Raw genomic sequence first — 26,105 nt, 5'->3', positions numbered from 1 at the left:
GCTTTACACACCTAACATATTATAATACATTTTTTTATTTCTTAAAGGGCAAATTAGTAAAATTAAGAATTTGCCCCAGTTTTGCCTTTTTATTTAGGATATAAAATCCCAATTATCGGTTTCTATACTCACTATGTTCTTCTTTAATTGCAAGTGCACATATAATTCCTGCTGCACAACTTGCCGAATACCCACAACCATGTCCAATTTCAGGCATTGCATCATATTCACATATAATAGCCACTTTAGGCAAATTTTCTTTTATTTTTTCTTCCTGACATGCCAAATCCGCTTCGCTTCTTTTCAGTGATTATATTCGTATAACATTTTCTTTTTTGTTATTTTCACATGAGTATTTTCTTATGGTTTTTTCAGATTATTTTCTGTATTTCTTTACATCTTTTTTAAATTTTTTCCACGCATCTTCATGTTTAACATAGTATCTTGGGCATTCTTTTCCTGTTATATCATAATGTCTAATTACATGGTCTTCATTTAACCCACATGCCATTTCGAGCCATGCAGTAAGTTTTACCAAAGATTTATAAGTCTTTTTATTAAATTTTCCTGATTTGTCCGGATGACATACCTCTATCGATATAGTGTCATTGTTTCGCCAATTACTTGCTGCTGACATTTCATCTAACGGAATACATTGAATTACTTCGCCATCTAATCCTACCACAAAATGAGAACTTACATTTGACTGATTTCCAGCATAAAAATCATGGTTTTGCTGTGCCGTACTTCCCGGATTTCCGACATAGTGAATAACTATATCTTTAACGCTGCCAAGTTTTTCTCCACTTCTTGATGCTCCATCCACATCTATAATCTGGTCATCTATCCACTCCGGTCTTTCCATGTTTTCCAACTTACTCAAATTTATTTTGCCATAATAAATTTCACTTGCCTTCCATGCAACCATAGCCACTAATGCAACTATTAATAATATTCCGATTTTTTTAATTCTTTCTTTTCTACGTTTTGATTTTCTCATGTATCTCATTTTATGCCATCCTATGTTTCTTAATTAAATAAAATTTCATATATTTTCCACGGCTTATTATACTCTATAATTTATAAATTTGTAATCATATCCATCCCGTATTTTTCATAAACTGTACAATAAAACATAGGAGGTTACAATGTCAAATAATTCTGAATATCTTAGTATGACAAAAAGGAGTATTTCCTGGCTTTTCTTTATCGCATTAGCAATTGGTGTTACATATTATTTTCAGGGTTTTTCCTATAAAGATACATTTGATTCTCTCCCTGTTTCATCTACTGCAAAAGAACTTCCAATTTATTGTGTAGATACTGCTAAACCTCAGGTTTCCATTAGTTTTGATGCTGCCTGGGGAAATGATGATACACAAAAAATATTAGATATTTTAAAAGAAAATAATATTAAAGCCTCTTTCTTTATGACAGGTGGCTGGGTTAAGCAATACCCTAATGACGTAAAAGCGATTTACGAGCAAGGGCATGATTTAGGCAATCATAGTGCAAATCATAAGAATATGAGTTCTCTGTCAAACGAAGAAATATGCAATGAACTTAATACTGTTACCGAAAACGTTAAAAATCTTACTTCCTATCAAATGAATTTGTTTAGACCTCCTTACGGCGATTATGATAATCATGTTATTGTTAAAGCAAAAGAATGTGGTTATTTTACAATACAATGGTCTGTAGATTCTCTAGATTGGAAAAACTATGGTGTTGATGCAATTGTAAATGAAGTTCTTAATAATAAGTCTTTAAAACCCGGAGCCATCATTTTAATGCATAATAGTGCAAAATATACTATTCAGGCTCTTCCTAAAGTAATTGAAGGTTTAAAAGAAAAAGGATATGAGATTGTGCCTGTTTCACAGCTTATTTATACTGATAATTATCATATAGATTCAGAGGGAAAACAAATAAAAAATGAGCAATAGACTTCAACTACAAAAGAAACAGTGACTATGATAAATTAGCCACTGTTTCTTTAAATGAATTCATTTTTCTTTTGATTATTTTTTGATTTTTTAATCATATTTCATACTGTTTTTTAATTATATTTCATACTGTTTTCAATTATATTTTATGCTGTTTTTTATTTGTAATACTAATCATTAACTACTTCTTTTCCCGAGCCTAAAACTTTAATTCCTACAATAGTTCCAATCATAAGAATAATTCCGATAGGAAGTGCAGCCCATCCAATTCCTGCTGCTTTCTGCAATGCTCCTGAAATTATGTATGTTATAAATGAAACTACAGCAACTGTTACTGCATATGGAATCTGTGTAGATACATGATTTGTATGTTCGCATTGTGCTCCTGCCGATGACATAATTGTTGTATCTGAAATTGGAGAACAATGGTCTCCGCAAACAGCTCCTGCCATACATGCAGATATGGCAATAATCATCATTGCAGGATCAGTTTTCTGGAATGCCTGTACAACAATAGGAATTAGGATACCAAATGTTCCCCATGATGTACCTGTTGCAAATGCAAGTCCACATCCTACTACAAATATAACCGCAGGAAGGAATATTGCAAAACCTTCAGCACTATTCTTCATTATTACTTCAACAAATTCTGCTGCTCCTAAACTACTTGTCATGTTCTTTAATGTCCATGCAAATGTTAAAATAAGAATTGCAGGAACCATTGCCTTAAATCCTTCCGGAAGGCAATCCATACACTCATTAAACGGTAATATTCTTCGTACAACGTAAAATACTAATGTAATAACAAGTGCAAATATACTACCTAATGCTAAACCAACTGATGCATCACTATTTGAAAATGCTGTCACAAAATCTGTACCTGAGAAAAATCCTCCCGTATAAATCATGCCAATAATACAGCATATAATAAGTGTAATTACAGGAACTACAAGGTCACATACTTTACCTTTTTTCTCTTTTCCTTCATTATCAATTTCTTCATATATTTTTTTACCTGTTGTAAACAAATCTCCTTTAGCTGCATTTGCTTCATGCTTTGCCATTGAGCCAAAATCTACTTTCATTACAACAATTGTAATCATCATAACAATCGTCAATAAAGCATAATAGTTATATGGTATTGATTTTATAAATACTACAAATCCGTCCTCACCTTTTACAAATCCTGTAACTGCTGCTGCCCATGAAGAAATCGGTGCAATAATACATACGGGAGCTGCCGTAGCATCTATTAAATATGCAAGCTTAGCTCTTGATACATTATGTCTGTCTGTTACAGGTCTCATAACACTACCTACTGTAAGACAGTTAAAATAGTCATCTACAAAAATCAAACAACCAAGTGCTATAGTTGCAAGCTGTGCTCCTACTCTTGTCTTAATGTGCTTAGAAGCCCATTCTCCAAACGCTGCTGATCCTCCTGCCTTATTCATCAATGCAACTATTGTTCCAAGAACAACTAAGAATACTAAAATACCAACATTATAAGAATCTGAAAGTGAACCAACTATTCCATCACTAAGTACATGTGTAAGTGTTTTTTCAAATGAACCACCCGCATATAGTACTCCACCAATTACAATTCCGATAAACAATGAACTATAAACTTCCTTTGTAATCAATGCAAGTACAATTGCCACAAGTGGCGGTATCAACGCCCAAAATGTCCCAAATAATTTAGGAACATACTCTGCTTCATCTGCTGCAAATACCGTTGTTGAAAATAATGTTATCAACAGCAATGTAACAAGCAACATTAAACCTTTGTTTCTTCGTTTCATAAAACTCTTCTCCTTGTCTTTTTTTATTTCATTACCCATATCGCACATTATAACATAAAGCCGATGCTTTCGCATCGGCTTTATTAGTATTCCTTTAAATATTAAGTTACTTTTTTATTTATCCACGCATAAGATAATCCATTATCTTTTTAGAATCTTCCAATTCATGGGCAATAATTTCCATTTCAGGTATTTTTGCTGCTGACGAAAAAATTGTTGATAATGAAACTAACTGGCATAATTTTGATTTTAAATTTAATCTGTCTCCATCATCTGTAATTAATTCTACTTTGCCTTCACAACTGTCAATAACCTTTAAAAATTCTTCGGGATTTGAAATATTTTTTACCTTCATAGCTCTCTATCTCCTTTTTTATTTTTGTTTTTGTTTTTCTTCAATTTCCTTAATCATATCAATTCTAACCTGATGACGTCCGCCTTCATATTCAGCATTTAACCACTCATCTACTATCATCTTGGCTGTTTCAACACCAATTACTCTTGCGCCAAATGCTATGATATTAGAATTATTATGCTGCTTCGATAATTTTGCACTATATGGTTCGCTACATACACATGCTCTTATTCCATTAACTTTATTAGCTGCAAGTGAAATTCCTACGCCTGTTCCACAGATTAAAACACCACAGTCTACTTCTCCACTTACAACAGCATTTGCTACTGCCTCACCATAAACAGGATAATTGCATCTTTCCTTAGAATCTGTTCCAAAGTTTACAACTTCATATCCTTTGCTTTCAAGATATTCTTTAATTTCATTTTTCATGTCTACTGCAACATGATCATTTCCAATTCCTATCTTCATAGTTCACACCTCTAATATTTATTTTTGTATTCACATGTTTTATTTTTGTGAAAATTTTTGCAACAAATTTAATACTATGTTTATTCTGCTATTATGTAATTATTGCCTGCTTCAACAACACTTGTTTTCTTATCACAAATTATTGTTGCTTCCTCTAATTCCATAACTTTGCATAATGTATTTTTGCCTGATTTCGTGCTGTCTGCAAGAACGTATGATTTTGTCGAATTATGATGTACTATACGCTTCTTTTCAGCTTCAAGTAAATCAGGTGTGTTGAATCCTGCCCCTTCTGAGAAACCGGACATTCCAATAAATGCTTTATCAAAATAATATTTTTTAAGGAAATTATTTGTTGTAATTCCTATTATTGATGCAGTTGTTATATTAATCTCTCCTCCTGCAACAATACATTTAATATTATTGGTCTGCAACTCCTGATAAATCATTGCATTTGTTGTTACAACAGTAATATTTTTTTCTCTCAAATATTTTATCATCATTAAAGCTGTGCTTCCTGAATCAATATAAATTGATTCACCGTCTTTAACTAAATCAGCCGCATACTTTGCAATACGTTCTTTCTCTTCGACATTTTTACTAAATTTAGAAATTACAGGTACTTCATAACTTCCTCTCTTTAAACAGGCACCACCACCTCTGAGTAAAGTTATCTCTCCTTCTTTTTCCATAGTCTTCAAATCTCTTCTAACGGTAGACTCCGATACGCCCCCTAAAGATTTGCAGAACTCATCCAAAGATACGACTTCGCTTTTTTCCAGTAAATCTAATATTTGTAACCTTCTTTCATATGGAATCATATCTGCCTCCTAACATTGAAAAGTATAAATAAACAGTTATAGTTTATACTTTCTATATCCTATTCCTTCTTGGTTTTATTAGATAAATTATACCTATTTATAGTTTATACTTTTGCGGAAAACTTTTCAATCATTTTTTGTCATTTTTTGTCATTTCTATTCAACTTCTTCTAAAGTTGGCATTGAAGGCTGTGCGCCATATCTGCATACAGTTATTGCGCTGCACTTTGTTGCAAATTTACAAGCTTCTATTAATCCTTTTCCTTCAACTATCGAATGACTTACTGCTCCAATATATGAATCTCCGGCACCTGTAGTTTCTACCGCATCTACTTTCATTGCCGGAATTACTTCTATTTTACCATCTTCGTATACAACCGCTCCATCCTTACCTAATGTAAAGATTACATTGTTTCCATATTTTTCAGCAGTTTTCTTTATTTCTTCTTTTGCTTTATCAAGAGAATCAATTTCTGTCTTGCAATAAAAAGCTGCTTCTACTTCATTAACAACTAATATATCTGTTTTCGCCAAATATTCATCTTTGAGTTCTATCGCCGGAGCCGCATTTAAAACTACGATACATCCGGCTTCCTTAGCTTTATCAATTGCATATTCAATCATTTCTACAGGAATTTCATTTTGCAAAATACAAACTTTAGATTCTTTTAATGCTGGCATTGCATGGTCTATATCCTGCTTTGTTATTTCATAATTTGCACCTCTTACTATGCAAGCAAATACACTTCCGTCATCAATTGCGTTTATAATTCCCATTCCGCTGCTTCCCGGAACTTTTCTTATATAATCTGTGTTTACTCCATACTGCTTCGCTGTACTTACAAGAAAATCTGCCGCTGCATCTGTTCCTACACATCCAACCATATATGTCGGTGTATGGAGCTTTGCTGCCTGAACTGCCTGATTTGCGCCTTTTCCACCCGCACTGTATGCAGCTTCATTTACCGGCAATGTTTCTCCTTTATATGGCAATCTTGATATTTTCAAAATAATATCATAGTTCAGACTACCAATAACTGTAATCTTATCTTTCATTTATGTTTCTCCTTTGACATTTTTCCGTTCACATTGCTAAGTGTCAATAAATACAAGTTTATTATTTTCACAAACACAATCGCCATTTATTCTTTTGACACTTACATTATGTAATTATACAACAAGAGGTGCATAAATATTTAAATTAATATTCCTGCACCTCTTAAATCAAATATTTATTTTAGTTTCTTATAATGTTCATTATATAATGCCATTATTTAGTTTGCAGCTTTTTTATGACGTGCAACAAATCCTTTAATATCCTGCTGAATAAATTCAAAGTATGAAGCTACAATGATTATAATACCAGTTACAACGAACTGCCAGAAAGAGTCAACGTTGATAACTACCATACCTACTTTTAATACTGCAAGCATTAATGCTCCAATGAATGTTCCAAGTGCTGTACCTTTACCACCTGCCATTCTTGTTCCACCGATAGCTGCTGCTGCGATGGCATTTGTTTCATAAGCCTGACCTGCTGTAGCTTCTGCTGAACCTAAACTTGCTAACATAATCATACCTGCTATTGCTGCACATATTCCGCAGAAAATGTAAGCGATATACTTTGTTTTAATTACATTAACACCTGATAATTTAGCTGCTTCTTCATTTCCACCTACTGCATATAAGTAATCTCCACTTCTCATTTTTGATAAAAGAATGTGAGCTATTACGAATACTACTACCATTACGATGATGTAGTTTCTTACACCACCAAACACGATTCCATTGAAAATGTCTCTGTATGATGTTGGAACATTAGTTACAGGAACACCACCTGTTACTACGTAAGCAATACCTCTGTATAAACTCATTGTACCTAATGTAGCAATGAAAGGCTGAAGTTTTAACTGATTAATAAGGAAACCATTGAATGCTCCAAGAACTGCTCCAATTAATATACCTACTAAAATAGCTAAAAATGGATTCATTCCATAGTTAACTGTACATGAAGCTACTACAATACCTGTGATTGCGTATGTACATCCTACTGAAAGGTCGATACCTCCGGTAATGATTGTAAACATCATACCTACTGCAAGTATACCATTTAATACCATCTGTTGCAAAACTGTTAAAAAGTTACTGTAATTTAAGAAATTTTTATTTAACACTGTGAATACTACACACATTGCAAGTGTAGCTATTAACACTACAAATTCACGTTTATATTTATTCCATATACCTTTCATTCTAATTACCTCCAATTGCCAAATCAAGAATTGAATCTTCTACAAAATCAACCTTACTTGTAAGTTCAGCTGTTACTTTTCCTTCACTCATTACGATGATTCTGTCGCTAATACCCATTGCTTCCGGTAACTCTGAAGAAACTACGATTATACTCTTACCTTCTTCAACAAGTTCTTCCATCAATCTGTAAATTTCTGCTTTAGCACCTACGTCTACACCTTTTGTAGGTTCATCAAATATGATTATATCTACATCTGTAGCCATCCATCTTGCTAAAATTACTTTCTGCTGATTTCCACCTGACATGTTACTTGTCAGATAATCAACTCTTCTTGGATGTACATCCATTTCTTCAAAAAAGCGTTCTGCATTTTTTATTTTCTTCTTTTCATCCGTAAACGGACCTTTCATATATTTTTCCAAACTTGAAATTGCTATATTTTCATAGTTGTTAGAAAGATTCATAAATCCTTGTGTTTTTCTATCTTCAGGTAATAATCCTATTCCGGCCTTCAACGCTTTTGTAGTATTCCAGCCATTCTTTACTTCTTTTCCTTTAAGGATAATCTTTCCGGATGTTTTCTGATCCGCTCCTATAATGGTTCTCATTACTTCTGTTCTTCCTGCACCTACCAGGCCAAAGAAACCAAGAATTTCACCTTTATGGAGTTCAAAACTAACATCGTTATAATTTTCATTTGTTAAATGTTCTACACTCAATACAACTTCATCAGTTTTTGGACTTGGTTTAAGTCTTGATGCAACTGCTGATACATTTCTACCAACCATTGCATGTATAAGTTCATCTCTTGTTGTGTTTGCAATATCCATTGTCTGAATGTATTCACCATCTCTAAGAATGGAAGCCCTATCGCAAATCTGGAAAATTTCTTCCAGTCTATGGCTTACATAAAGAATTGTAACACCCTGTTTTTTCAATTTTCTAACTACATCAAAAAGGGCTTCTGTTTCTTTTAATGTAATAGATGCTGTTGGCTCATCAAGAGAAATAATCGTTGAATGATGATACAACGCTCTTGCTATTGCTAACATCTGCATTTCACCTGCTGTCAATGTACTAACTAAATCAGATGATTTGAAGTTACAATTTAATTCTGCCAATATTTCATCTACTTCTTTATTCATTTTTTTGAAATCTATAAAGATTCCTTTTTTAGGTTCATAACCCATTGTTACATTTTGACCAACTGTAAGATCCTTTACTACAAGTGTTTCCTGATGAACTTTAGATATTCTGCCATTTACAATAGCATCATTTGTGTCTTTAAAGCTTACTTTTTCTCCATGAAGTCTTACTTCACCTTCATATTCCGGATAAACACCATGAAGAATATTAAGCAGAGTTGATTTTCCTGCTCCATTTTCACCTAATAGTGCGTGAACTTCTCCTTCTTCTACTGAAAAAGATATATCTTTAAGGACGTGTACTCCTGGAAAGCGTTTGTTAATATTAACAAATTCAACAGCCTTCGCCATAATAGTTCCTCCTTCTTTATAGATGGGAGAAAGTTCTCACTTTCTCCCATTATCTAAACCTAACTGTTCCTTTTTATCTTTTACTATTCAGTTACATATTTAGCATCTGTCCATCCAATGATTTCAGCTGCGTCTTTGTCTACGTTTGTTGAATCAATAAGAGCCTGTGGTGTATGTGTTACTCTTGGAATATCCTGTCCTGCTAATACACGTAATGTTACTTCTGTAGCAACCTGTGACATATAGTATCCAAATGAGTCAACTGTTGCATCTAACTTGCCTTCTCTAATTGAATCATAAGCTTCGCCGATACCGTCAACACCTACTACTAAGATGTCTGCTTTTGCTTCTTCTACTGCTTCAACAACACCTAAAGCCATATCATCGTTGTTACAGAAGATTGCCTTTAAGTCAGGGTTCTGCTGAATCCATGTGCTTGCTAATTCTTTTGCTTTCTGTCTATCCCAGTCAGCATTCTGTTCTGCTACTACTTTAAGTCCTGAGTTATTGTCCTTAATCCATCCTTTGAATCCTGCTGTTCTTTCACGAGCTGCAAATGCCTTTGCCATACCTACTACGATAGCAACTTCGCCTTTGTCACCAAGCTGTTTTGAAACCCATTCAGCTGCCAATTCACCATTCTGGTAAGCATCAGGTCCTACGAAATAATCTGCTGCTGAAATTAAACCGTCATTTACGTTGATTGTAGGAATCTTCTTTGTCTTAGCATTGTCAACTGATGATGTTAAGTTTGAATCTGAAATTGGGCTTAACATTAATGCGTTATATCCCTGGTTAACTAAGTTATCTGTCATTGTCTGCTGTCCGATTTCATCACTTTCATCTGTTGTTCCATCTACTTTGATCTTAACATCAACTCCTGCATCTTTAAGTGATTTTTCTGCTGCTTCATAACCGTTCTTAAAGTTACGCCAAAATTCATTTGAGAATGATTTTGCGATAGCTCCTAACTGAAGTCCACCTTTAACCTTAACTTCATCTCCTAAGTTCTGACGAATTTCTTCGATTGTCATACTATCTTCAACTGTGTCCGGGTTAAATTCTTCTGTCTGTGTTTTTGCTGAAGAATCTGAGCCACTGTTTGATGCCTGGCTACTATCTCCTGAGCCGCTTCCACATCCTACTAAACCAAATACCATTGTTGCAACTAATGCTGTTGCTAAAATTTTCTTTCTCATTTGCATTTTCTCCTTTTCTTATGCTTTAATTTTCCTTATTTTAACATGTCCAGAACAAGGCGCTGAGCCTCAACTCCGTCACGTTCAGATACTACTTTGGCAATTCTATCCATTCCAATTTCATCAACTATTTTTGAAATCTTTTCGAAAGAATTGATGTTAGCCTGTGTTTCAAGCTTTGCATTTTCTCTTATTGGGAATGTGTCAAAGAACACAACTCCCTGATAATTGTATTTCTTTAAGTAATAAATAAATTCTGCTGCATGAGCTATATTTACTGATCCGAATATCATTCCACTGTCCATTTGTGAATATCCGTCATTCATATGTAATCCGTAAAGTTTTCCCATACTTGCTGCAAGTGCAAGTCCATATGCCGGGGAGTCTCTCTTCATTAACATATGGCAAAAATCTAATGTACATCCAACATTTGGTTTATCAATTTCTTTAATAAGAAGTAATGTCATTCCTGTACTGTCAACCATTGAGAAGTTTCTCGGTTCAAATGGTTTATATTCTATGCTGTACTTCATGTCCGGTCCATAGTCTGCTATTTCTCTGAATGCATCTACCATCTGTTTCCATGCTTCTTCGTAATCAACCTGAAACGCATAATCAAAACCATCGTTTTCTAACCATAATGTAATGTAGGTTCCTCCAAGTTCTCTACAAATATCTGTTGCCTCTTTGCAATACCTTATTGCTCTTTCTCTAAGCTCTGGATCAGGATTAGTTAAATCACCGTTTGTAAAATCATTTCTCCAACGAACTGCTAAACCGTTTACCTTTAAATCACCCATTGCTTTTTTAATTTCTTCTAAATCATATCCTTCAAAATGTTCCGGATAGTTAAACTCTAAATGAGTAATTCCATCCATTTCATGATACGCTTTAATTGCATCAAATACATTTTGACCTTTTAAAATAAAAGAATTAAATCTTCCTGCGTAATTCATATGCTCATCCTTTCTTTATTTTCCTGTCATTTGTTTTCATTTATTTTCATCTCTTGTCATAATTGTATGCCTTTTGCCTTTTTTGTCAATATCTTTCATCATTTTCAACTATTATTACAATTATCAGTTCGATATTATGTGCATTATGCACAATTTTTTCTAATTAAAAACGTTTCATTTTCTTTCATTTAAATTTAGCATTCTTTTTCTTTTTAGAAATTATTACCAAATATTCTTAAGTTAGTTTAGACTAATTTTACAGTAAAAAAAGAGAAACTAGAATATTTCTAATTTCTCTTTTCAACAATTTGAATATTTTTGAAATTATATTAAAGTTTTTGCAAAAATTATTGCACCCTTTACTCCATTATCAGGTTTATCTACAGAATATTTAATATCCAGATTCTCTGCCGGATATGGTTTTCTTGCATGAACATACAATCTTTCTTCCAAAAGTTCTTTTGGGAACCCTTTCATATTAATTACACCGCCACCAAATATTATGGAATCCGGATTTAATATATTTATTTCACTGCAAGCCACACAAGCTATGGCATCTACATACTCACGTAATATATGACTATTGCTATGTTTTACAAATAATTCATTCATAGTTGTTTCAGGAAAACATTTATCTTTAATTTGTACAAGTTTCCATCCTGAAGCATAACATTCAGAGCATCCAAGATTTCCACATCCGCACTGTTCTTTTCCTCCAATCATTGGTATATGTCCCAATTCGCCCGCTGCTCCATCTTTTCCTGCAAGAGGTTTACCATTTATGAATATTGCATTTCCAACTCCTGTACCAATATATATTCCTATTCCAATTCCATCATCTGCAATTTTCTGCTCATATTTATCCCAAAAATAAAGCATATGAACATCTCTCTCCAGTGCCACCTTAATTCCAAGAACTTTCTCCAGTTCCTCTCCCAGTCTTATGTTATTCATTCCTTTTATATTGGGAACCTGCAAAATTTCTTTTCGATCAGCACTCAAAGTTGCAGGTATACCTATTGCTATCTGCTGTATCTCATCGTTATTGCAATATTCGTTAATATACTTTTTTATTATGTCCGCTAAACATTCAACTATTTTTCCTTGTTTCAAATTATCTTTAGTAGATATCTTAACAAAATCCTTCAATTCACCATTATCATCATGGCCTATTCTGATATTTGTTCCTCCAATATCTATTCCTATTACACTCATTTTATTTTTCTCCTATTAATACACATTAACCACTCTACCAGGCAATCAATTATCTGTGTCATTTTGCCAAATAAACTTAATACGTTTTCTTTTCATCTATATGATGTCATGCAAATTTCGCATATTCTATAATGCTCTTAATCCATCTAAAAGTTCTTTATATGGTTTTCCCTTTCCAAATAAAGCTGATGTTCCAAGTATAAATCCTTTTACACCCATCTTAGATAATGTTTCTACTCTTTCCGGAGAACATGCTCCATCTAACATTACTTCATATCCATATTTTTCTTTTAATTCAATTAATTCCTTAATTTTTTCATCAACAGAGCTAATATATTTTTGTCCTGCAAATCCCGGATTTACACTCATTACCATTACATATTTTACAAATGGCAATAATGGCTTAATCGTTGCTACTGCCGTTCCCGGATTTATTGCTATCCCTGGTGTCGCTCCTGCATCTATAATGGACTGTAATGTTCTTGTCGGATGAACATCTGATTCTGGATGAATATAAATAATTTTTATTCCCATTTTTGCAAATTTTTCAACATAACTTCCGGGATTTTCAATCATTAAATGGGCATCTACAGGTATCGTTGCTTTTTTGCATATAAACTCCACATCCTGAAGTCCCATTCCAAAATTAGGAACAAACTGTCCATCCATTATATCTATATGAAATATATCTGCTCCTGCCTTCTCTAACTTTTCTACCTCTTCACTTAAATTTCCATAATTTGCGCACATCATTGATGGACATAATAACTTTTCCATTTTAATCTCCTTTCCGTACTATGCAATTCGATTAACTTTAAATATTTTCTTGAATTGCTTTTCATATTACTTTTTTGTTTTTAAGTTCTTATCTTATGTAAGCGTTTACATTTTTGTATAAATTTTTTCTTTTTTTCTTATGTTATCATTAGTGTAAACGTTTACATTTTTCTTGTCAAGTAAAAGGAGCTAAACATTAACTCCTTTTTTATTAAAATCGTTTTAATTCTATTTTTTATTTATAACGTGTTCTTTTTTACCATATTTTTATTAAAAATAATATCTAACCTGTACTTATCTTTCTTTTATTTTCACCGGAAGTATCAATCTGTTTTCTTTTATCTTCTCTCCATTCATATTTTTTTCCAACATTTCTACTGCTGCCAATGTCATCTCTTCAATTGGCTGAACAATTGTTGACAATGGTGTTTCTATCACTTCCGACATATTGCTTGCATCATATCCAAATACTTTTACATTTTCCGGTATTTTAAATCCTGCTTCTTTTATAGCTTTTATAGCTCCTATTGCTATAATATCTGTAGTTGCAAAAATCCCATCTATTTTATTATTCTTTATATATTCTTTTGTTTTATTATATCCTTCTTCTAAAGACACATTATCTACAATTATAATCTTTAGATTTAATCCGTTCTCATTCATTGCATATGCATAGCCCTGACATCTTTTTTTATGAGTAGAAACAACGTCTTTAGGGCTTAAGCAAATTATATTTTTACATCCTTTCTTTATCATTGCATCTGTTGCTATATATCCACCTGATAAGTTATCACTTTCTATTATCGCCATATCTTTTCTTTTATTACTAAATTTGGGCTCTCTATCTAAATATACTGTAGGAATTAATATTTTGTTTTCTTTATTTGCTTTTTCTGAAACAATATGGATAATGCCTCCTACCTGCTGTGCCTGAAGCATTTCTATACATTGCTTTTCTATTTTATCATCTTCACTTGTATTACATATAATTGATGCATAACCTTTATTAAAAAATAACGTCTGAATTTGTTTTGCTATCTTGCTGAAAAACTCATTTGAAATATCAGGTATAACAATACCTATGGTCGTAACCTTATTAGTTCGCATTCCTTTTGCCAACAAATTTGGAACATAATTATTTTCTTTCATAATTTGAAGAATCTTTTCTTCCGTTTCCTTTGCCACTTTTCCACTTTTATTAATTACTCTCGATACCGTTGCAATTGATACGCCGGCCATTTTTGCAATATCCTTTATTGACACATTGTTATTCATATTAACATTCCTCATACACATCATTTAACTTTTACAAATTATTCTACTAATTTTAGCATAAAACATCAATAAATACATTTTTATTTACTATATTTATTGTAAAATATTGAACGTTATTATATTATAGAGTTAGGTAAGTTTTCAATAGAAAAGGGGTTTTAACATGAATAATATTCTAGACTTTATTTTTGATGAAGATGGACAAGGTCTTGTTGAATATGGACTACTGTTAATATTAGTAGCCGTTATCGTTTTTGCAGGTCTCCAGATTTTTGGTAAGCGCATTGAGACCTTTTACAACTTCGATATCCCGAACAGCAATAACTCAACACCATAAAAAATAAAAGCATCACAAATCCGACTAATCAATTGTCATATTTGTGGTGCTTTTATTTTTTTATATTTATTTTAAGATTTAATCTACTGGCAAAGCTTTGCTACCGTCTGGTTAATCACCTTACCATCTGCCTTGCCTTTAAATTCAGGCATAACTGTTTTCATAATCATACCTTTATTCTTTGTAGCAAGAACATCTGCGAATTTTTCTTTTAAGATTGCTTCAACTTCTTCTGCTGACATAAGCTGTGGAGCGTATTCACTAAACACATCATATCTTGCCTGATATTCATCTTTTAAATCTGTTCTGTCTGCCGGACATGAATCAATCTGCTCTTTTACAGTTTTCATTTCCTTTAAAATTACTCTGTCAACCATTTCTGTTGGAATATCATCTCTGCATCCTTCATCAATAGCCATTTTCTTTACAGCCTGAATAAGTGCTGAGATAGATTCTTTTCTTGGTTTGTCTTTGTTTTTCATAGCTGCAATCATGTCTTTTTGTAATGTTTTAATGTCCATTTATATGCCTTCTTTCCAGTTGCTATTTTAATGCAACAAAAATTTTATTCATATCTTTCATTACGCCATTATCAATAAGCATATCAATAATTTCCTGATTAAATTTCTCAGATAAACATTCTATTGAGCCCATCATTTCACGATTAAGCATATCTTCCATTGCCTGACGTCTTACAACTCTGCTCTTAATAACCTGAGCACATATTGTGTCATAAATCTTATCTCTACAACTGTCAAATGTTTCCTGAGCTATTTCATCTTTTCTTGCTTCAATTTCTTCAAGTAATGATTCATCAATGCTTGACTTATCATATACAATACCATTTTCATATACTGCTTTGCCCTGTGCAATAAGCGGTGTAAGCTCTGCTCTTGCCTCAGTTTCTGTTGGCGGATAATGTTTCCAATCAAGCATGTCTATTATAAATATCAAATCTTCAATAGAAATCTTTCCTGTTGCTTTTATAAGATTTGATACACAATTAATAACCTTGTCATTTCCATCGTCAGCAGCTAATGTTTCAAATACCTGAATAAGCTTAGTCTTTCTTACAGAATAAATTTTATCATTAAGTTCTGCAATCTGTCTCTTTAACTCATCGTTTTCTCTTGTAATTTCAGGCATCATCTGCATGTCTACACTTAATTGCTTAAGTTTCTCATTCTTCATATTCTTAGAAAATCTTCCAAGATTCTGAATTTCTGCCTGAAGTCTGCTCATTTCTTCTTCAATATTCTTTACTCTAAGATGATTTTCCTTAATACTTCTGTTAAATTCTATAATTGAATTCTGTGACTCATCCCTTATCTTAGAGTATTCATCATAAATATTTCCAAATTCTTTATTTCCGGCCTCTTTTTCAGCCTGAAGGAATTTCATAACTGATTTCCAAAATTCCTCTTCCGACTTACCCATTTCCTGTTCGAAGAACTTTCTTGTAAATCCTTCTTCACGCATTCCCATTACTTTCAAAAGTAGATGTGCCCTGCTTTCATAATCTATTGGGTCTGCCATTACTTCTTTCATTACCTTGTCATAGAAATTAATATCACGTCCGTTCATTTTTGGTGTAAATTCCCATGGATAATTAAAGTTATCATCATATTTTCTCTTTTCAAATAATCTGAATGAAAACTTTTCTCTCTTGTCTTTCATATAAAAAACAAGAAAGTATTCAGTATAATCTTCACTTATCTGATTACTTGCAATTTCATATCTCTCTATAGTTATATAAGGAATAATTCCTCTTACCTTTCCTGTACCAAAAGTTCTTTCCTGATTCATGCCGGCATCAGTTATAACAATAAAATCTTTAAAAAACGAAGCTGCATGATATCCTGCGGTTCCCTTACAGGTCGCATCTATTGTCATCAATATACCATACTCGTCCCAACGTCCTCTTTGTAGAACAACGTTTAGTAATATACTTTCAGGTGGTAATAGTGGTTTCAAAACTTCTGCTTTAGTTTCAGGTAATTTTGAATACATCCATCGCACCTGCAACTCTTCGTATCCCATTGATACACCCTCCTCTGTACATATATAGCACTTAATTCGTGTATTTTTACTTTTATACTTTAGTATACCATATAAAATATGCTATTACAAAATACAATTTAAAGTATTTCGAGATATTTTTAATATTATTAACATTTTCACAAATTCAACTGCTTTTCATTAACATTTTTAACAATCCGCAGACATCAAAGTTAATAGTTTTTGACCTCAACGTCATACTATAAGATAATTGCAAAGTCTTAATGTTTGCCTGCCTTTTTATATCTGTTTCCTTCTATTTCAACCTGACCTGTTTTTACCATGTAATTCATAAGCTGTTTTGCATAATCTTTCTTATCTTTTACGACTATTTTATTAGGTGAAAATACCTGTTTTGCTTCTAAATTTTCGCTTAACTTTTCAACATCTGTTATTGTAATGTAATCATGATTTTTTAAATATTTTTTTACTTTACTTTCACCTTTGCTAAATAAAAGATTCATTAAATCCTGTGACTCATTTTTCTGTTTTACTATTCCCCAACCATAAATAATCATTGTAGCCAGTGCAAACAATAAAACTCCTACAATTACCGTTACTAATTTCATTTATCTTCCTCATTTACAAATACGACATATTTATTTGTTTCTAAAATTTTAAAATATTTAGCAAGTCTTTCATACAACTGAACTCCTGCTTTTTTATGTTCTTTTTCTAATATTTTTCCAATTTCATATATTGTTTTTTTACCATCAATCTGTTTCCACACACAACTTCCATACTCATCTAATTTTATAAAACTGTATCTTGGTTTTTTAAATAACTTCTGAGCCAACGTATTATAAAATCCTTTATTTTCTATTGTAACTTCAACTATTCCATCTTCTAATGTTTCCCATTTTTTATTTATTTTAGGAATATTATCAATATAATTTTCTTTCTTCATAGCCGCTCCAATTATTAACTATTTAAGGCACTACCACATTTTCTGTAACAGTGCCTTGCTTTATTGTTCTAAATTTGCTTCTAATTTATTTATCTAATTTTGCATCAACTTCAACTGCATTTTTTGGTCTTGTGAAGATAAATAATGTTGAAAGTAATAATACAAATGCTACTAATCCAACCCAGTTACCTGCTGACTGGAAAGCATCTCCATATACTGATGATAAATCAATTACACTGTCCAATCCTACAACCGCTAAAACTGCAAGAAGAATACCTATTATACCTTCACCTGCAATCATACCTGCTGCATATAATACGCCTGTGTCAACTGAATCTTTTCTTTCTTTGTCATTTGCATATTTTCTCTTATTTTCCATAAGCCATTTAATCACACCACCAACCATAATAGGTGCACTTAAATGAATTGGCAAATATAAACCAATTGAAAATGCTAATACAGGAATTCCAAGAATTTCAACAACTATTGCGATAAACACACCCATGAATATTAATACCCAAGGTAATGTTCCCCCCATAACTCCTTCTACTACCATTTTCATTAAAGTAGCCTGTGGAGCAGGAATCTGTTCTGAGCCAAATCCCCATGCTGCATTTAAAAGATACATAACACCACCAATGGCAATTGCTGATACTACAGCACCAATTAATTCACCAATCTGCTGTTTTGCAGGAGTTGCTCCTACGATATATCCAGTTTTTAAATCCTGAGATGTATCACCTGCCATTGCTGCTATGATACAAATAACTGTTCCAATTGAGATTGCTGCTACCATACCACTTGCACCAGTACTTCCTGTTGCTTTTAAGATAGCTGTTGTAACAATTAATGTAGCGATTGCCATACCTGATACAGGATTGTTACTACTTCCTACGATACCAACCATTCTAGATGATACTGTTGCAAAGAAGAAACCAAATACAACAATAATAATTGCTCCTACAAATGATACCGGTATTTCAGGAAGTAACCATATAGCTACTGCTATAACAACGATTCCGCCAAGAACTGCTGACATTGGAATGTCTCTCTGAGTTCTATCTCCTGCTTCACCTTTTTTACCAAATCCTTTAACTGCACGACTAAATGTTTTAACCATTGTAGGTAATGACTTAATTAAGCTTATTAAACCACCTGCTGCTACTGCACCTGCACCGATATATCTGATGTAATTACTCCAAATCTGTCCCGGTGCTAACTGATTAAATGCAATTGCTTTTCCGGCATCGTCGACAACCTTTGAGGCTGCGTCTCCACCAAAATATGCTATAGCCGGTATTAATGCAAGATATGATAATACACCACCTGCAAACATATAACTTGAAATCTTTATACCACAGATATAACCAACACCTGATAAAGCCGGGAGTACATCCATACCTATGCCACATGTGTAACTTCCCTGCATTGAAAAATCAACTTCACTTGGGAATAATTTTAACCCATCAGCTACAAATTTGTATAATGCTGCAATTCCAAGTCCTGAAAATACTACTTTTGACTTCCTTCCACCTTCTTCTCCTGCTAAAAGAACCTCTGCACAAGCTGTTCCTTCAGGATATGGGAGAACTCCATGTTCTTCAACTATTAAGGCTGTACGAAGCGGAACCATAAATAACACACCGAGTATACCTCCGCAAAGTGCTATTAGGGCTATTGTAATAAATGATGGTTCACTTATTCCACTTCCTTCTTCTGATGCCCAGATAAAAATTGCCGGAATAGTAAAAATTGCTCCGGCTGCTAACGATTCACCTGCTGAACCTATTGTCTGAACAATATTATTTTCAAGGATAGAGTCTTTTCTCATGATAACTCTTATAACACCCATTGAAATAACGGCTGCAGGAATCGAAGCTGATACTGTCATACCTACTCTGAGTCCTAAGTAGGCATTTGCTCCACCAAAGATTACTGCTAAAATAACACCAAGAATAACAGATGTCACTGTAAATTCAGGCACAATTTTGTCTGCAGGAATAAATGGTTTAAACTCATTCTTTTTTTCCATGTTTTATCTCCTGTTCTTATTTTTTATAGCAAAGCTATAATATCAGATGATGATACTAATATCATGCATCTTTTTATATATTACTCGAAACTATAGTATACTAAAAATTCATTAAACAAGCCACCTTTTTTATTGTTTTTTATTACTTTTATTTACATTTTTTTTACTTTTTAGTGCGTTTTTTATTTTTTTTGGTGATTTTCTACTGTTTTGTAATGATTTTTTATTACTTTTATCTAATTTCTTTATTTTATCCCTATTAGTATTTTTACCATTTGAGCTGTTATTATTTTGTTTTTCACCTTTTTTGTTTCTTAAATTTCTGCTATTTGTACCCTTATCATTCTTTCCACTATTTTGTCTTTTATTTTTATTTGCACCATTCTTACCATACATCTGTTTTTCCTTAGAAAATTGTCTTGGTCTGATAAGACATTCTGGTCCAAATCCAATTAAATCTTCTCTGCCTGCTATTTGCAATGCTTCCTTTACCAATTCATAGTTAGCAGGATTTCTATATTGCATTAATGCTCTTTGCATTGCTTTTTCATGTGGATTTTTAGGCACATACACCGGTTCCATTGTTCTAGGGTCAACTCCTGTGTAATACATTACTGTTGACATTGTTGACGGTGTTGGATAAAAATCCTGAACCTGTTGTGGATTATAATTTATATCTCTTAAATATTCTGCAAGTTTTACTGCCTCTTTCATATCTGAACCGGGATGAGAGCTCATAAGATAAGGGACTACGAACTGATCTTTCCCTGCAGCTTTATTTAATTTCTTATATTTATCTATAAATTTTTCATACACAGCATTCTTTGGCTTACCCATTTTCTGTAATACTTTATCTGAAATATGCTCAGGTGCAACCTTTAACTGTCCGCTAATATGATAATCTACCAATTCCTTAAAAAACGTATCATCCTTATCTGCAATAAGATAGTCAAATCTTATTCCTGAACGTACAAATACTTTCTTTACTTTTGGCAGACTTCTTAATTTTCTAAGAAGTGACAAATAATCTTTATGGTCTACATTTAAATTCTTACAAGGTTCCGGGAAAAGACACTGCTTATTTTTACATACGCCACATTTTAACTGTTTTTTACATGACGGATGTCTGAAATTCGCTGTAGGTCCTCCTACATCATGTATATATCCTTTAAAGTTTGGCATCTCAATTATTTTTTGTGCTTCATTTATAATTGATTCATGACTTCTTGTCTGTATAATTCTTCCCTGATGAAATGTAAGTGCGCAAAAGCTACATCCGCCAAAACATCCTCTACAACTTATAAGCGAAAACTGTATTTCCTGAATTGCCGGAATTCCACCCATTCCTTCATACATCGGATGATAAGTTCTCATATAAGGCAAATCATACACATCATCCATTTCCTGCTGAGTTAGTGGTTCCTGTGGTGGGTTCTGAACTACAAAATTTCCATTCGGATATTCTTCTACTAAAGTTTTACCATTAAATGGATCTGTATTCTCTGACTGAATTTTAAAACTCTTAGCATATTCTAATTTGTCATTTTTCATATCTTCATAAGTTGGAAGAATAATCGGTTCATATACTGAATCTAAAGTCTTTGTCTTATATACTGTTCCCGGTATAAACGTAATGTCATTTACGTCTAAGCCACTATCTAAGGAATCAGCTATCTGAACAATAGATTTTTCACCCATTCCATAAGATATGAGATTTGCCTGACTGTCTAATAAAATAGACCTCTTAAAACTATTACTCCAATAATCATAATGAGCCATTCTTCTTAAAGATGCTTCAATTCCGCCTATTATAATTGGCTTATTTTTATATGTGTGACGTATAAGATTACAATATACTACCGTTGCATGGTCCGGTCTTTTTCCGATTTCACCACCCGGCGTATATGCATCCATTGTTCTATGCTTTTTAGATACATAATAATGATTAACCATAGAATCCATATTTCCGCCCATTACTAAAAATCCCAGTCTTGGTTCTCCTAATATGTTAATACTATTGTCGTCTTTCCAGTCCGGTTGTGAAATAATTCCAACTGTATATCCGTGAGATTCTAAAACTCTGCTTATTATTGCGTGTCCAAATGAAGGATGGTCAACATACGCATCCCCTATTACATAGACAAAGTCTAACTGCTCTATTCCTCTGTCTATCATATCCTGTTTTGATACCGGTAAAAAACTCATACTTTTATTCCTTATACTAATTGTTTTTCTCTGCTTCATCTAACGATTTATAGCCTGACAGTAAGGCTGTATTTTTTATTGTCATTTCCGCAAGATTTTTGCCTTCTTTTGCAAGATTAATTACAAACTGCCCATACAATTTTAATAATTTTTCTGAATATGTCAACAACTCACCTTTTAAATATGTTTCATAAGATGTGTTATATAAATTATCAGAATCGCTGGTTATGTCTCTTGCATTGTTTGCAAGTTTTGGATATTCTTTTGAAAACTCTTCCATCCAATCAACCTGAATCTTTGCAATTTCATCCACAATTTTTCTTGTCTGCTCTGTTTTTTCAGGAAGCTTATCTGCAAATTCAGCATATTCATCAGGTGAAGTGCTTTCCATCATCCTTGCATATTTTTCCGTAATCATATTCAGTCCTTTTTCCCTGTTTTCCGTCCACAGTTCAAGTATGCATGAAAGCATTTCATCTGTCCATGTCAAATACTGGCTTTTACGCATAATGTAAAACATTGGAAAATTGTTTTGACATTCCGCTCTTCCACCTACATTTTGTACTTTATCAAATGCTTCAAACTCCAAATCTATAATTTTATCTATTACTTTTTCCCTGTCAAATGCGTTTTCTTTATTTTTCAAAGTCAGATTCTCCATAATTATTCTTGAATAATCATTTAAAAATGTTGTTGTGCAACTGCCTTCTTCGATAATATTTTGTTTAATTAGCTGTTCTATTATCATCTTGCTGATTATTTCAATTGCTGCAACTTTCATATCATTTTCGTTCTTATCACGACTTGAATATGAATAATCTTCCCAGTTTTCTCTTTGGTCAGGCAAGTCAGCTAAAGCCTTTAATACCGCAGATACCTCCGGCAAAATTTCCAGTTCTTTCATTCCCTTAAGCATCCATTTGTAATATGGAGCATATTTTCTGTTAAGCAAATAAACAATTTTCATTGTATGTTGCATAAATTCTGAAATACAAATATTCGCAGTAGCAAAATCTTTTCTTGCCATTGCCCTTTCGTAATTGCTCTGACCCGTCTGCGCCATTGCAGCCAGTTCTCTTGAAATTTTAACTCTTCTTACTGTTTCCGGAATGTTTGCGAACTCACTTCTTATTGTTGAGAACTTATCTTCATTATCCTTAAATATAGCTCCATTAGTTACTGTCGCTAATTTGTAATCATCAATTTCTATCCATTCTCCTACAGTCTTTGGTGGTAACTTATATCCCGTATATTTTTCATAAAAATCACCTATTTTTGATACGCCACATCTTCCATCAGCTGTTGGTGTTTTATATAATTTTTCATTTTCACTTAAGAACCCATATTTTTTCATAAATTCTTCTTCGTGTTCAGAAATTATTTTTTCATATTCTTCTTCTAATTCTTTGCCTATTGCATCATATGTAGATGTGCTAACCCACATACAAAAACCTGCACCAAAATCATGGTCTCTTGAATATTTGTCATCGAATCCAAACCTCTCCGAGCCCTCACCAACAAGACCTACTGTGATTTTATTTTCGTAGTCAGAAAATTTTTCGTGAATCATCGGTTCTCCATATGTCTCATAAAATTTTCTGCTTAATTCAATTCCATTTTCTATTTTATCTGAATCTAAATTTGTATGAACTCCTAAAATACTGTAAATCTGTCGTAAATTATCTTCTGTTATTTTATATGCAGTTCCTTTGCCCATATTAATTCTTATCTCATCTAAGGCTTCCTCATACAATTTGGCTGCTGTTTCATATTCTCCTATCTGAGCTTTTAATGATGCCATCGCTGATAAAGCAGCACTGTAATGAAAATCTTTTACCTCATCCTGCCTAAAAAGTGCTAATGCTTTATTCAAATGTTTTACAGCTTCATCAATTCTTCCTAACTGAACCAAAGATGCTCCAAGATTAGAATGTGTAACTGCCACCTCTATTCTGGAATCGCTTAGTTGTTCAATAATACACAATGCCATTTTCAAATGCGCTACTGCATTTACATAATCTCCCATTTCCTGATATAGAAGGGCTATATTGTTATTTATGCTTGCCATTCTAAAATCATTTGGTTCAATATTTTTTTCATAAATTTTCATTGCCTCATTGTAAAACATAAGCGACTGCTCCAGTTTACCTGCAGCACGATGGGCATTTGCTATATTTTGCAAAGAAGTAGCATAATCAACCGTTCCTTCAATATTCATTTCTTTCATTAAAGAAAGGCACTGATTACAGGCTTTTATAGACTTGTCATACTGACTTGTATCTCTGAAGAATCCCATCATTTCATTTAATATGGTAAACTGAGCTGATTTGTCATTTTCTTTTTTTGCATTTTCCATACTTTCATTTAAAAATGGCTCCACCTCATCTATCGCCTTTTTTGCAAATAATTTATCTAACCCATTTAAAAATGCCTGAATATCCATAGCTCGTCCTTTCCTTTCTTTTCTATTTTATTTACTATATTTTCTCAATCGAATTACATTTAATATATTTCCAACAATAATGAACGCAACAAACATAATTAAATTTGCCACTACTACACTTGCACCTGCCGGTATTGATAATACATATGATGCAATAAGTCCTGCAATAAAATTAATCATCGCTATTACAGCTGAACATATTGTTACACTTAAAAAACTTTTATATACTCTCATTGATGTAAGGGAAGGAAATATTATTAAGCTTGAAATAAGCATCGCTCCCATCATTTTTACACCTATTACTACTGTAACTGCTGTAAAGATAGAAATCAATGTATTATAAAAATTCACTTTAACTCCTGATGCTTTTGAAAAATTTTCATCAAATGTAACTGCGAATATTTTGTGATAGCAAAATACAAATACTATTAATACGATAATCGAAAGTATTACACTCATTTCCACATCATCTTTTGACATTGCAAGAACACTTCCGAACATATAACTGTATACATCTGTGCTTAAACCTGTTGTAAGACTTGTAACAATTACACCAATTGCAAGTGCTGACGCTGAAACAACTGCAATTGCCGCATCACTGTGCATTTTTCCATTTTCAGCCATTCTAAGAAGAAAGAAGGCTGCAATAATTACTACAGGTATTGAAAATTTTATTGGTGCAAATCCGCATGCTACCGCAATTGAAAGTGCTCCAAATGATACATGAGATAATCCGTCTCCAATCATTGAATATCTCTTTAATACAAGACTCACTCCTAAAAGTGCAGCACATAATGCCACTAATAATCCACCTATAAATGCCCTTTGCATAAATGGATATGACATCATTTCTATAATTACTGACATTATTCATTACCTCCTAAAAAAGCATCTGATGTATTTGATTTTTCATATTCTTCTACAGTTCCGTAAAAATATTTCTTTCGTCCTAAATGCAATATTTTATTAGCATAATTTACTGCATTTTCAATATCATGTGTTACCATAATTATCGTAACATTGTCTTTCACATTTAATTCTTTTATTAATTCATACATTTCCTTTGTTGCTGTAGGATCAAGTCCTGTAACAGGTTCATCTAAAATAAGTACATTGCTCATTGCACATAATGCTCTAGCTAAAAGTACTCTTTGCTGTTGTCCTCCTGAAAGTTCTCCGTAACATGTCTTTTTTAAATTAGTTATCCCAAGTTTTTCCATATTTTTCATTGCTTCCTGTCGGTCTGCTTTTGTGTAAAATGGAATTTTTCTTTTATTATTTAAGTTTCCGGATAATACAACTTCCCATACACTTGCCGGGAAATCCTTCTGTATCATTGTCTGCTGCGGAAGATAACCAATCTTTCCTTCTTTTAAATTCATTTTTCCTTCAAGAGGTTTTATAAGGCCAAGAATTGTTTTTACTAATGTACTTTTTCCTGTTCCATTTTCACCTACAATACACACATAATCTCCTTTATCAATTGTAAATGATAAATTCGATATAACTATTTTATTCTCATAACCTAACGTTACGTTTTCACATTCAAATATCAT

General features: G+C 32.8%; 24 protein-coding genes. 1 reads left to right on the top strand and 23 read right to left on the bottom strand.

Translation table 11 applies throughout. From position 1 onward, the window contains the following. Positions 1–112: 112 nt before the first annotated feature. Together CCC31_RS01880 and CCC31_RS01875 are read right to left on the bottom strand one after the other, a co-directional pair. Positions 113–286: a hypothetical protein gene (locus CCC31_RS01880; protein ID WP_260978406.1), complete on the bottom strand. Its 174-nt coding sequence runs from the start codon at positions 284–286 to the stop codon at positions 113–115. Positions 287–376: 90 nt separating this feature from the next. Then, positions 377–1,009 carry a peptidoglycan recognition family protein gene (locus CCC31_RS01875; protein WP_290849187.1) on the bottom strand — a complete coding sequence of 211 codons (633 nt, stop codon included), beginning with the start codon at positions 1,007–1,009 and terminating at the stop codon, positions 377–379. Between the two features lie 139 nt (positions 1,010–1,148). On the opposite strand from CCC31_RS01875, the gene CCC31_RS01870 reads away from it, so the two are divergent. Continuing rightward, positions 1,149–1,946 (top strand): polysaccharide deacetylase family protein, encoded by a 798-nt coding sequence (locus CCC31_RS01870; protein ID WP_290849185.1) that lies wholly within the window; start codon positions 1,149–1,151, stop codon positions 1,944–1,946. A gap of 170 nt (positions 1,947–2,116) precedes the next feature. On the opposite strand, the gene CCC31_RS01865 is transcribed toward CCC31_RS01870, so the two are convergent. The 21 genes from CCC31_RS01865 to CCC31_RS01765 all read right to left on the bottom strand — a co-directional run bounded on the left by CCC31_RS01865 (position 2,117) and on the right by CCC31_RS01765 (position 26,105). Continuing rightward, the gene (locus CCC31_RS01865) at positions 2,117–3,748 is read right to left on the bottom strand and encodes a Na+/H+ antiporter NhaC family protein (RefSeq protein ID WP_022089719.1); all 1,632 of its coding nucleotides are present in this window, start codon (positions 3,746–3,748) and stop codon (positions 2,117–2,119) included. A gap of 118 nt (positions 3,749–3,866) precedes the next feature. Then, positions 3,867–4,103, bottom strand: a complete 237-nt coding sequence (locus tag CCC31_RS01860; protein ID WP_022089718.1) for a hypothetical protein — start codon at positions 4,101–4,103, stop codon at positions 3,867–3,869. 18 nt (positions 4,104–4,121) lie between these two features. Then, a complete protein-coding gene (gene rpiB, locus CCC31_RS01855; RefSeq protein ID WP_022089717.1) occupies positions 4,122–4,574 on the bottom strand; it encodes a ribose 5-phosphate isomerase B in 453 nt (150 codons plus the stop codon). Positions 4,575–4,654: 80 nt separating this feature from the next. Further along, the gene (locus CCC31_RS01850) at positions 4,655–5,395 is read right to left on the bottom strand and encodes a DeoR/GlpR family DNA-binding transcription regulator (protein WP_022089716.1); all 741 of its coding nucleotides are present in this window, start codon (positions 5,393–5,395) and stop codon (positions 4,655–4,657) included. Positions 5,396–5,551: 156 nt separating this feature from the next. Further along, positions 5,552–6,451, bottom strand: coding sequence for a ribokinase (locus CCC31_RS01845; protein WP_022089715.1), 900 nt, complete (start codon positions 6,449–6,451; stop codon positions 5,552–5,554). A 218-nt stretch (positions 6,452–6,669) separates the two neighbouring features. After that, entirely contained in the window at positions 6,670–7,647 is a 978-nt protein-coding gene (locus CCC31_RS01840) for an ABC transporter permease (protein ID WP_117908698.1), read from the bottom strand. A 1-nt stretch (position 7,648) separates the two neighbouring features. Then, a complete protein-coding gene (locus CCC31_RS01835) occupies positions 7,649–9,145 on the bottom strand; it encodes a sugar ABC transporter ATP-binding protein (RefSeq protein ID WP_290849180.1) in 1,497 nt (498 codons plus the stop codon). 83 nt (positions 9,146–9,228) lie between these two features. Further along, a complete protein-coding gene (locus CCC31_RS01830) occupies positions 9,229–10,344 on the bottom strand; it encodes a substrate-binding domain-containing protein (RefSeq protein WP_290849178.1) in 1,116 nt (371 codons plus the stop codon). Positions 10,345–10,379: 35 nt separating this feature from the next. Continuing rightward, a complete protein-coding gene (locus CCC31_RS01825; protein WP_022089711.1) occupies positions 10,380–11,300 on the bottom strand; it encodes a sugar phosphate isomerase/epimerase family protein in 921 nt (306 codons plus the stop codon). A gap of 324 nt (positions 11,301–11,624) precedes the next feature. Next, entirely contained in the window at positions 11,625–12,515 is an 891-nt protein-coding gene (gene alsK, locus CCC31_RS01820; protein ID WP_290849175.1) for an allose kinase, read from the bottom strand. A 126-nt stretch (positions 12,516–12,641) separates the two neighbouring features. Beyond that, complete coding sequence (locus tag CCC31_RS01815) at positions 12,642–13,292, bottom strand: ribulose-phosphate 3-epimerase (protein WP_022089709.1); 651 nt, start codon at positions 13,290–13,292, stop codon at positions 12,642–12,644. Positions 13,293–13,586: 294 nt separating this feature from the next. Continuing rightward, entirely contained in the window at positions 13,587–14,567 is a 981-nt protein-coding gene (locus tag CCC31_RS01810; RefSeq protein WP_158562625.1) for a LacI family DNA-binding transcriptional regulator, read from the bottom strand. Positions 14,568–14,987: 420 nt separating this feature from the next. Further along, positions 14,988–15,425 carry a GatB/YqeY domain-containing protein gene (locus tag CCC31_RS01805; RefSeq protein WP_117908685.1) on the bottom strand — a complete coding sequence of 146 codons (438 nt, stop codon included), beginning with the start codon at positions 15,423–15,425 and terminating at the stop codon, positions 14,988–14,990. Between the two features lie 22 nt (positions 15,426–15,447). Then, complete coding sequence (locus tag CCC31_RS01800; RefSeq protein ID WP_118565372.1) at positions 15,448–16,944, bottom strand: hypothetical protein; 1,497 nt, start codon at positions 16,942–16,944, stop codon at positions 15,448–15,450. 239 nt (positions 16,945–17,183) lie between these two features. Beyond that, the gene (locus CCC31_RS01795; protein WP_117908681.1) at positions 17,184–17,531 is read right to left on the bottom strand and encodes a hypothetical protein; all 348 of its coding nucleotides are present in this window, start codon (positions 17,529–17,531) and stop codon (positions 17,184–17,186) included. Beyond that, complete coding sequence (locus tag CCC31_RS01790) at positions 17,528–17,869, bottom strand: PqqD family protein (RefSeq protein WP_117908679.1); 342 nt, start codon at positions 17,867–17,869, stop codon at positions 17,528–17,530. The genes CCC31_RS01795 and CCC31_RS01790 overlap by 4 nt, the downstream gene beginning before the upstream one ends. A gap of 85 nt (positions 17,870–17,954) precedes the next feature. Next, entirely contained in the window at positions 17,955–19,901 is a 1,947-nt protein-coding gene (locus CCC31_RS01785; RefSeq protein WP_117908677.1) for an oligopeptide transporter, OPT family, read from the bottom strand. Between the two features lie 129 nt (positions 19,902–20,030). Further along, positions 20,031–22,106 carry a YgiQ family radical SAM protein gene (locus CCC31_RS01780; protein WP_290849165.1) on the bottom strand — a complete coding sequence of 692 codons (2,076 nt, stop codon included), beginning with the start codon at positions 22,104–22,106 and terminating at the stop codon, positions 20,031–20,033. 16 nt (positions 22,107–22,122) lie between these two features. Further along, complete coding sequence (locus CCC31_RS01775; protein ID WP_290849163.1) at positions 22,123–24,549, bottom strand: DUF4125 family protein; 2,427 nt, start codon at positions 24,547–24,549, stop codon at positions 22,123–22,125. Positions 24,550–24,576: 27 nt separating this feature from the next. Further along, entirely contained in the window at positions 24,577–25,416 is an 840-nt protein-coding gene (locus tag CCC31_RS01770) for a metal ABC transporter permease (RefSeq protein ID WP_290849161.1), read from the bottom strand. Further along, positions 25,416–26,105, bottom strand: coding sequence for a metal ABC transporter ATP-binding protein (locus CCC31_RS01765; RefSeq protein ID WP_336306647.1), 690 nt, complete (start codon positions 26,103–26,105; stop codon positions 25,416–25,418). Before CCC31_RS01765 ends, CCC31_RS01770 begins: the two co-directional genes overlap by 1 nt.

Source organism: Eubacterium sp. LMAG:50, from assembly GCF_008680265.1.
GTDB classification, from domain to species: Bacteria; Bacillota; Clostridia; order Lachnospirales; family Lachnospiraceae; genus Eubacterium_U; species Eubacterium_U album.
The sequence above is the reverse complement of the archived record's forward strand: the minus strand, read 5'-3'. Positions and strand labels throughout refer to the sequence as shown.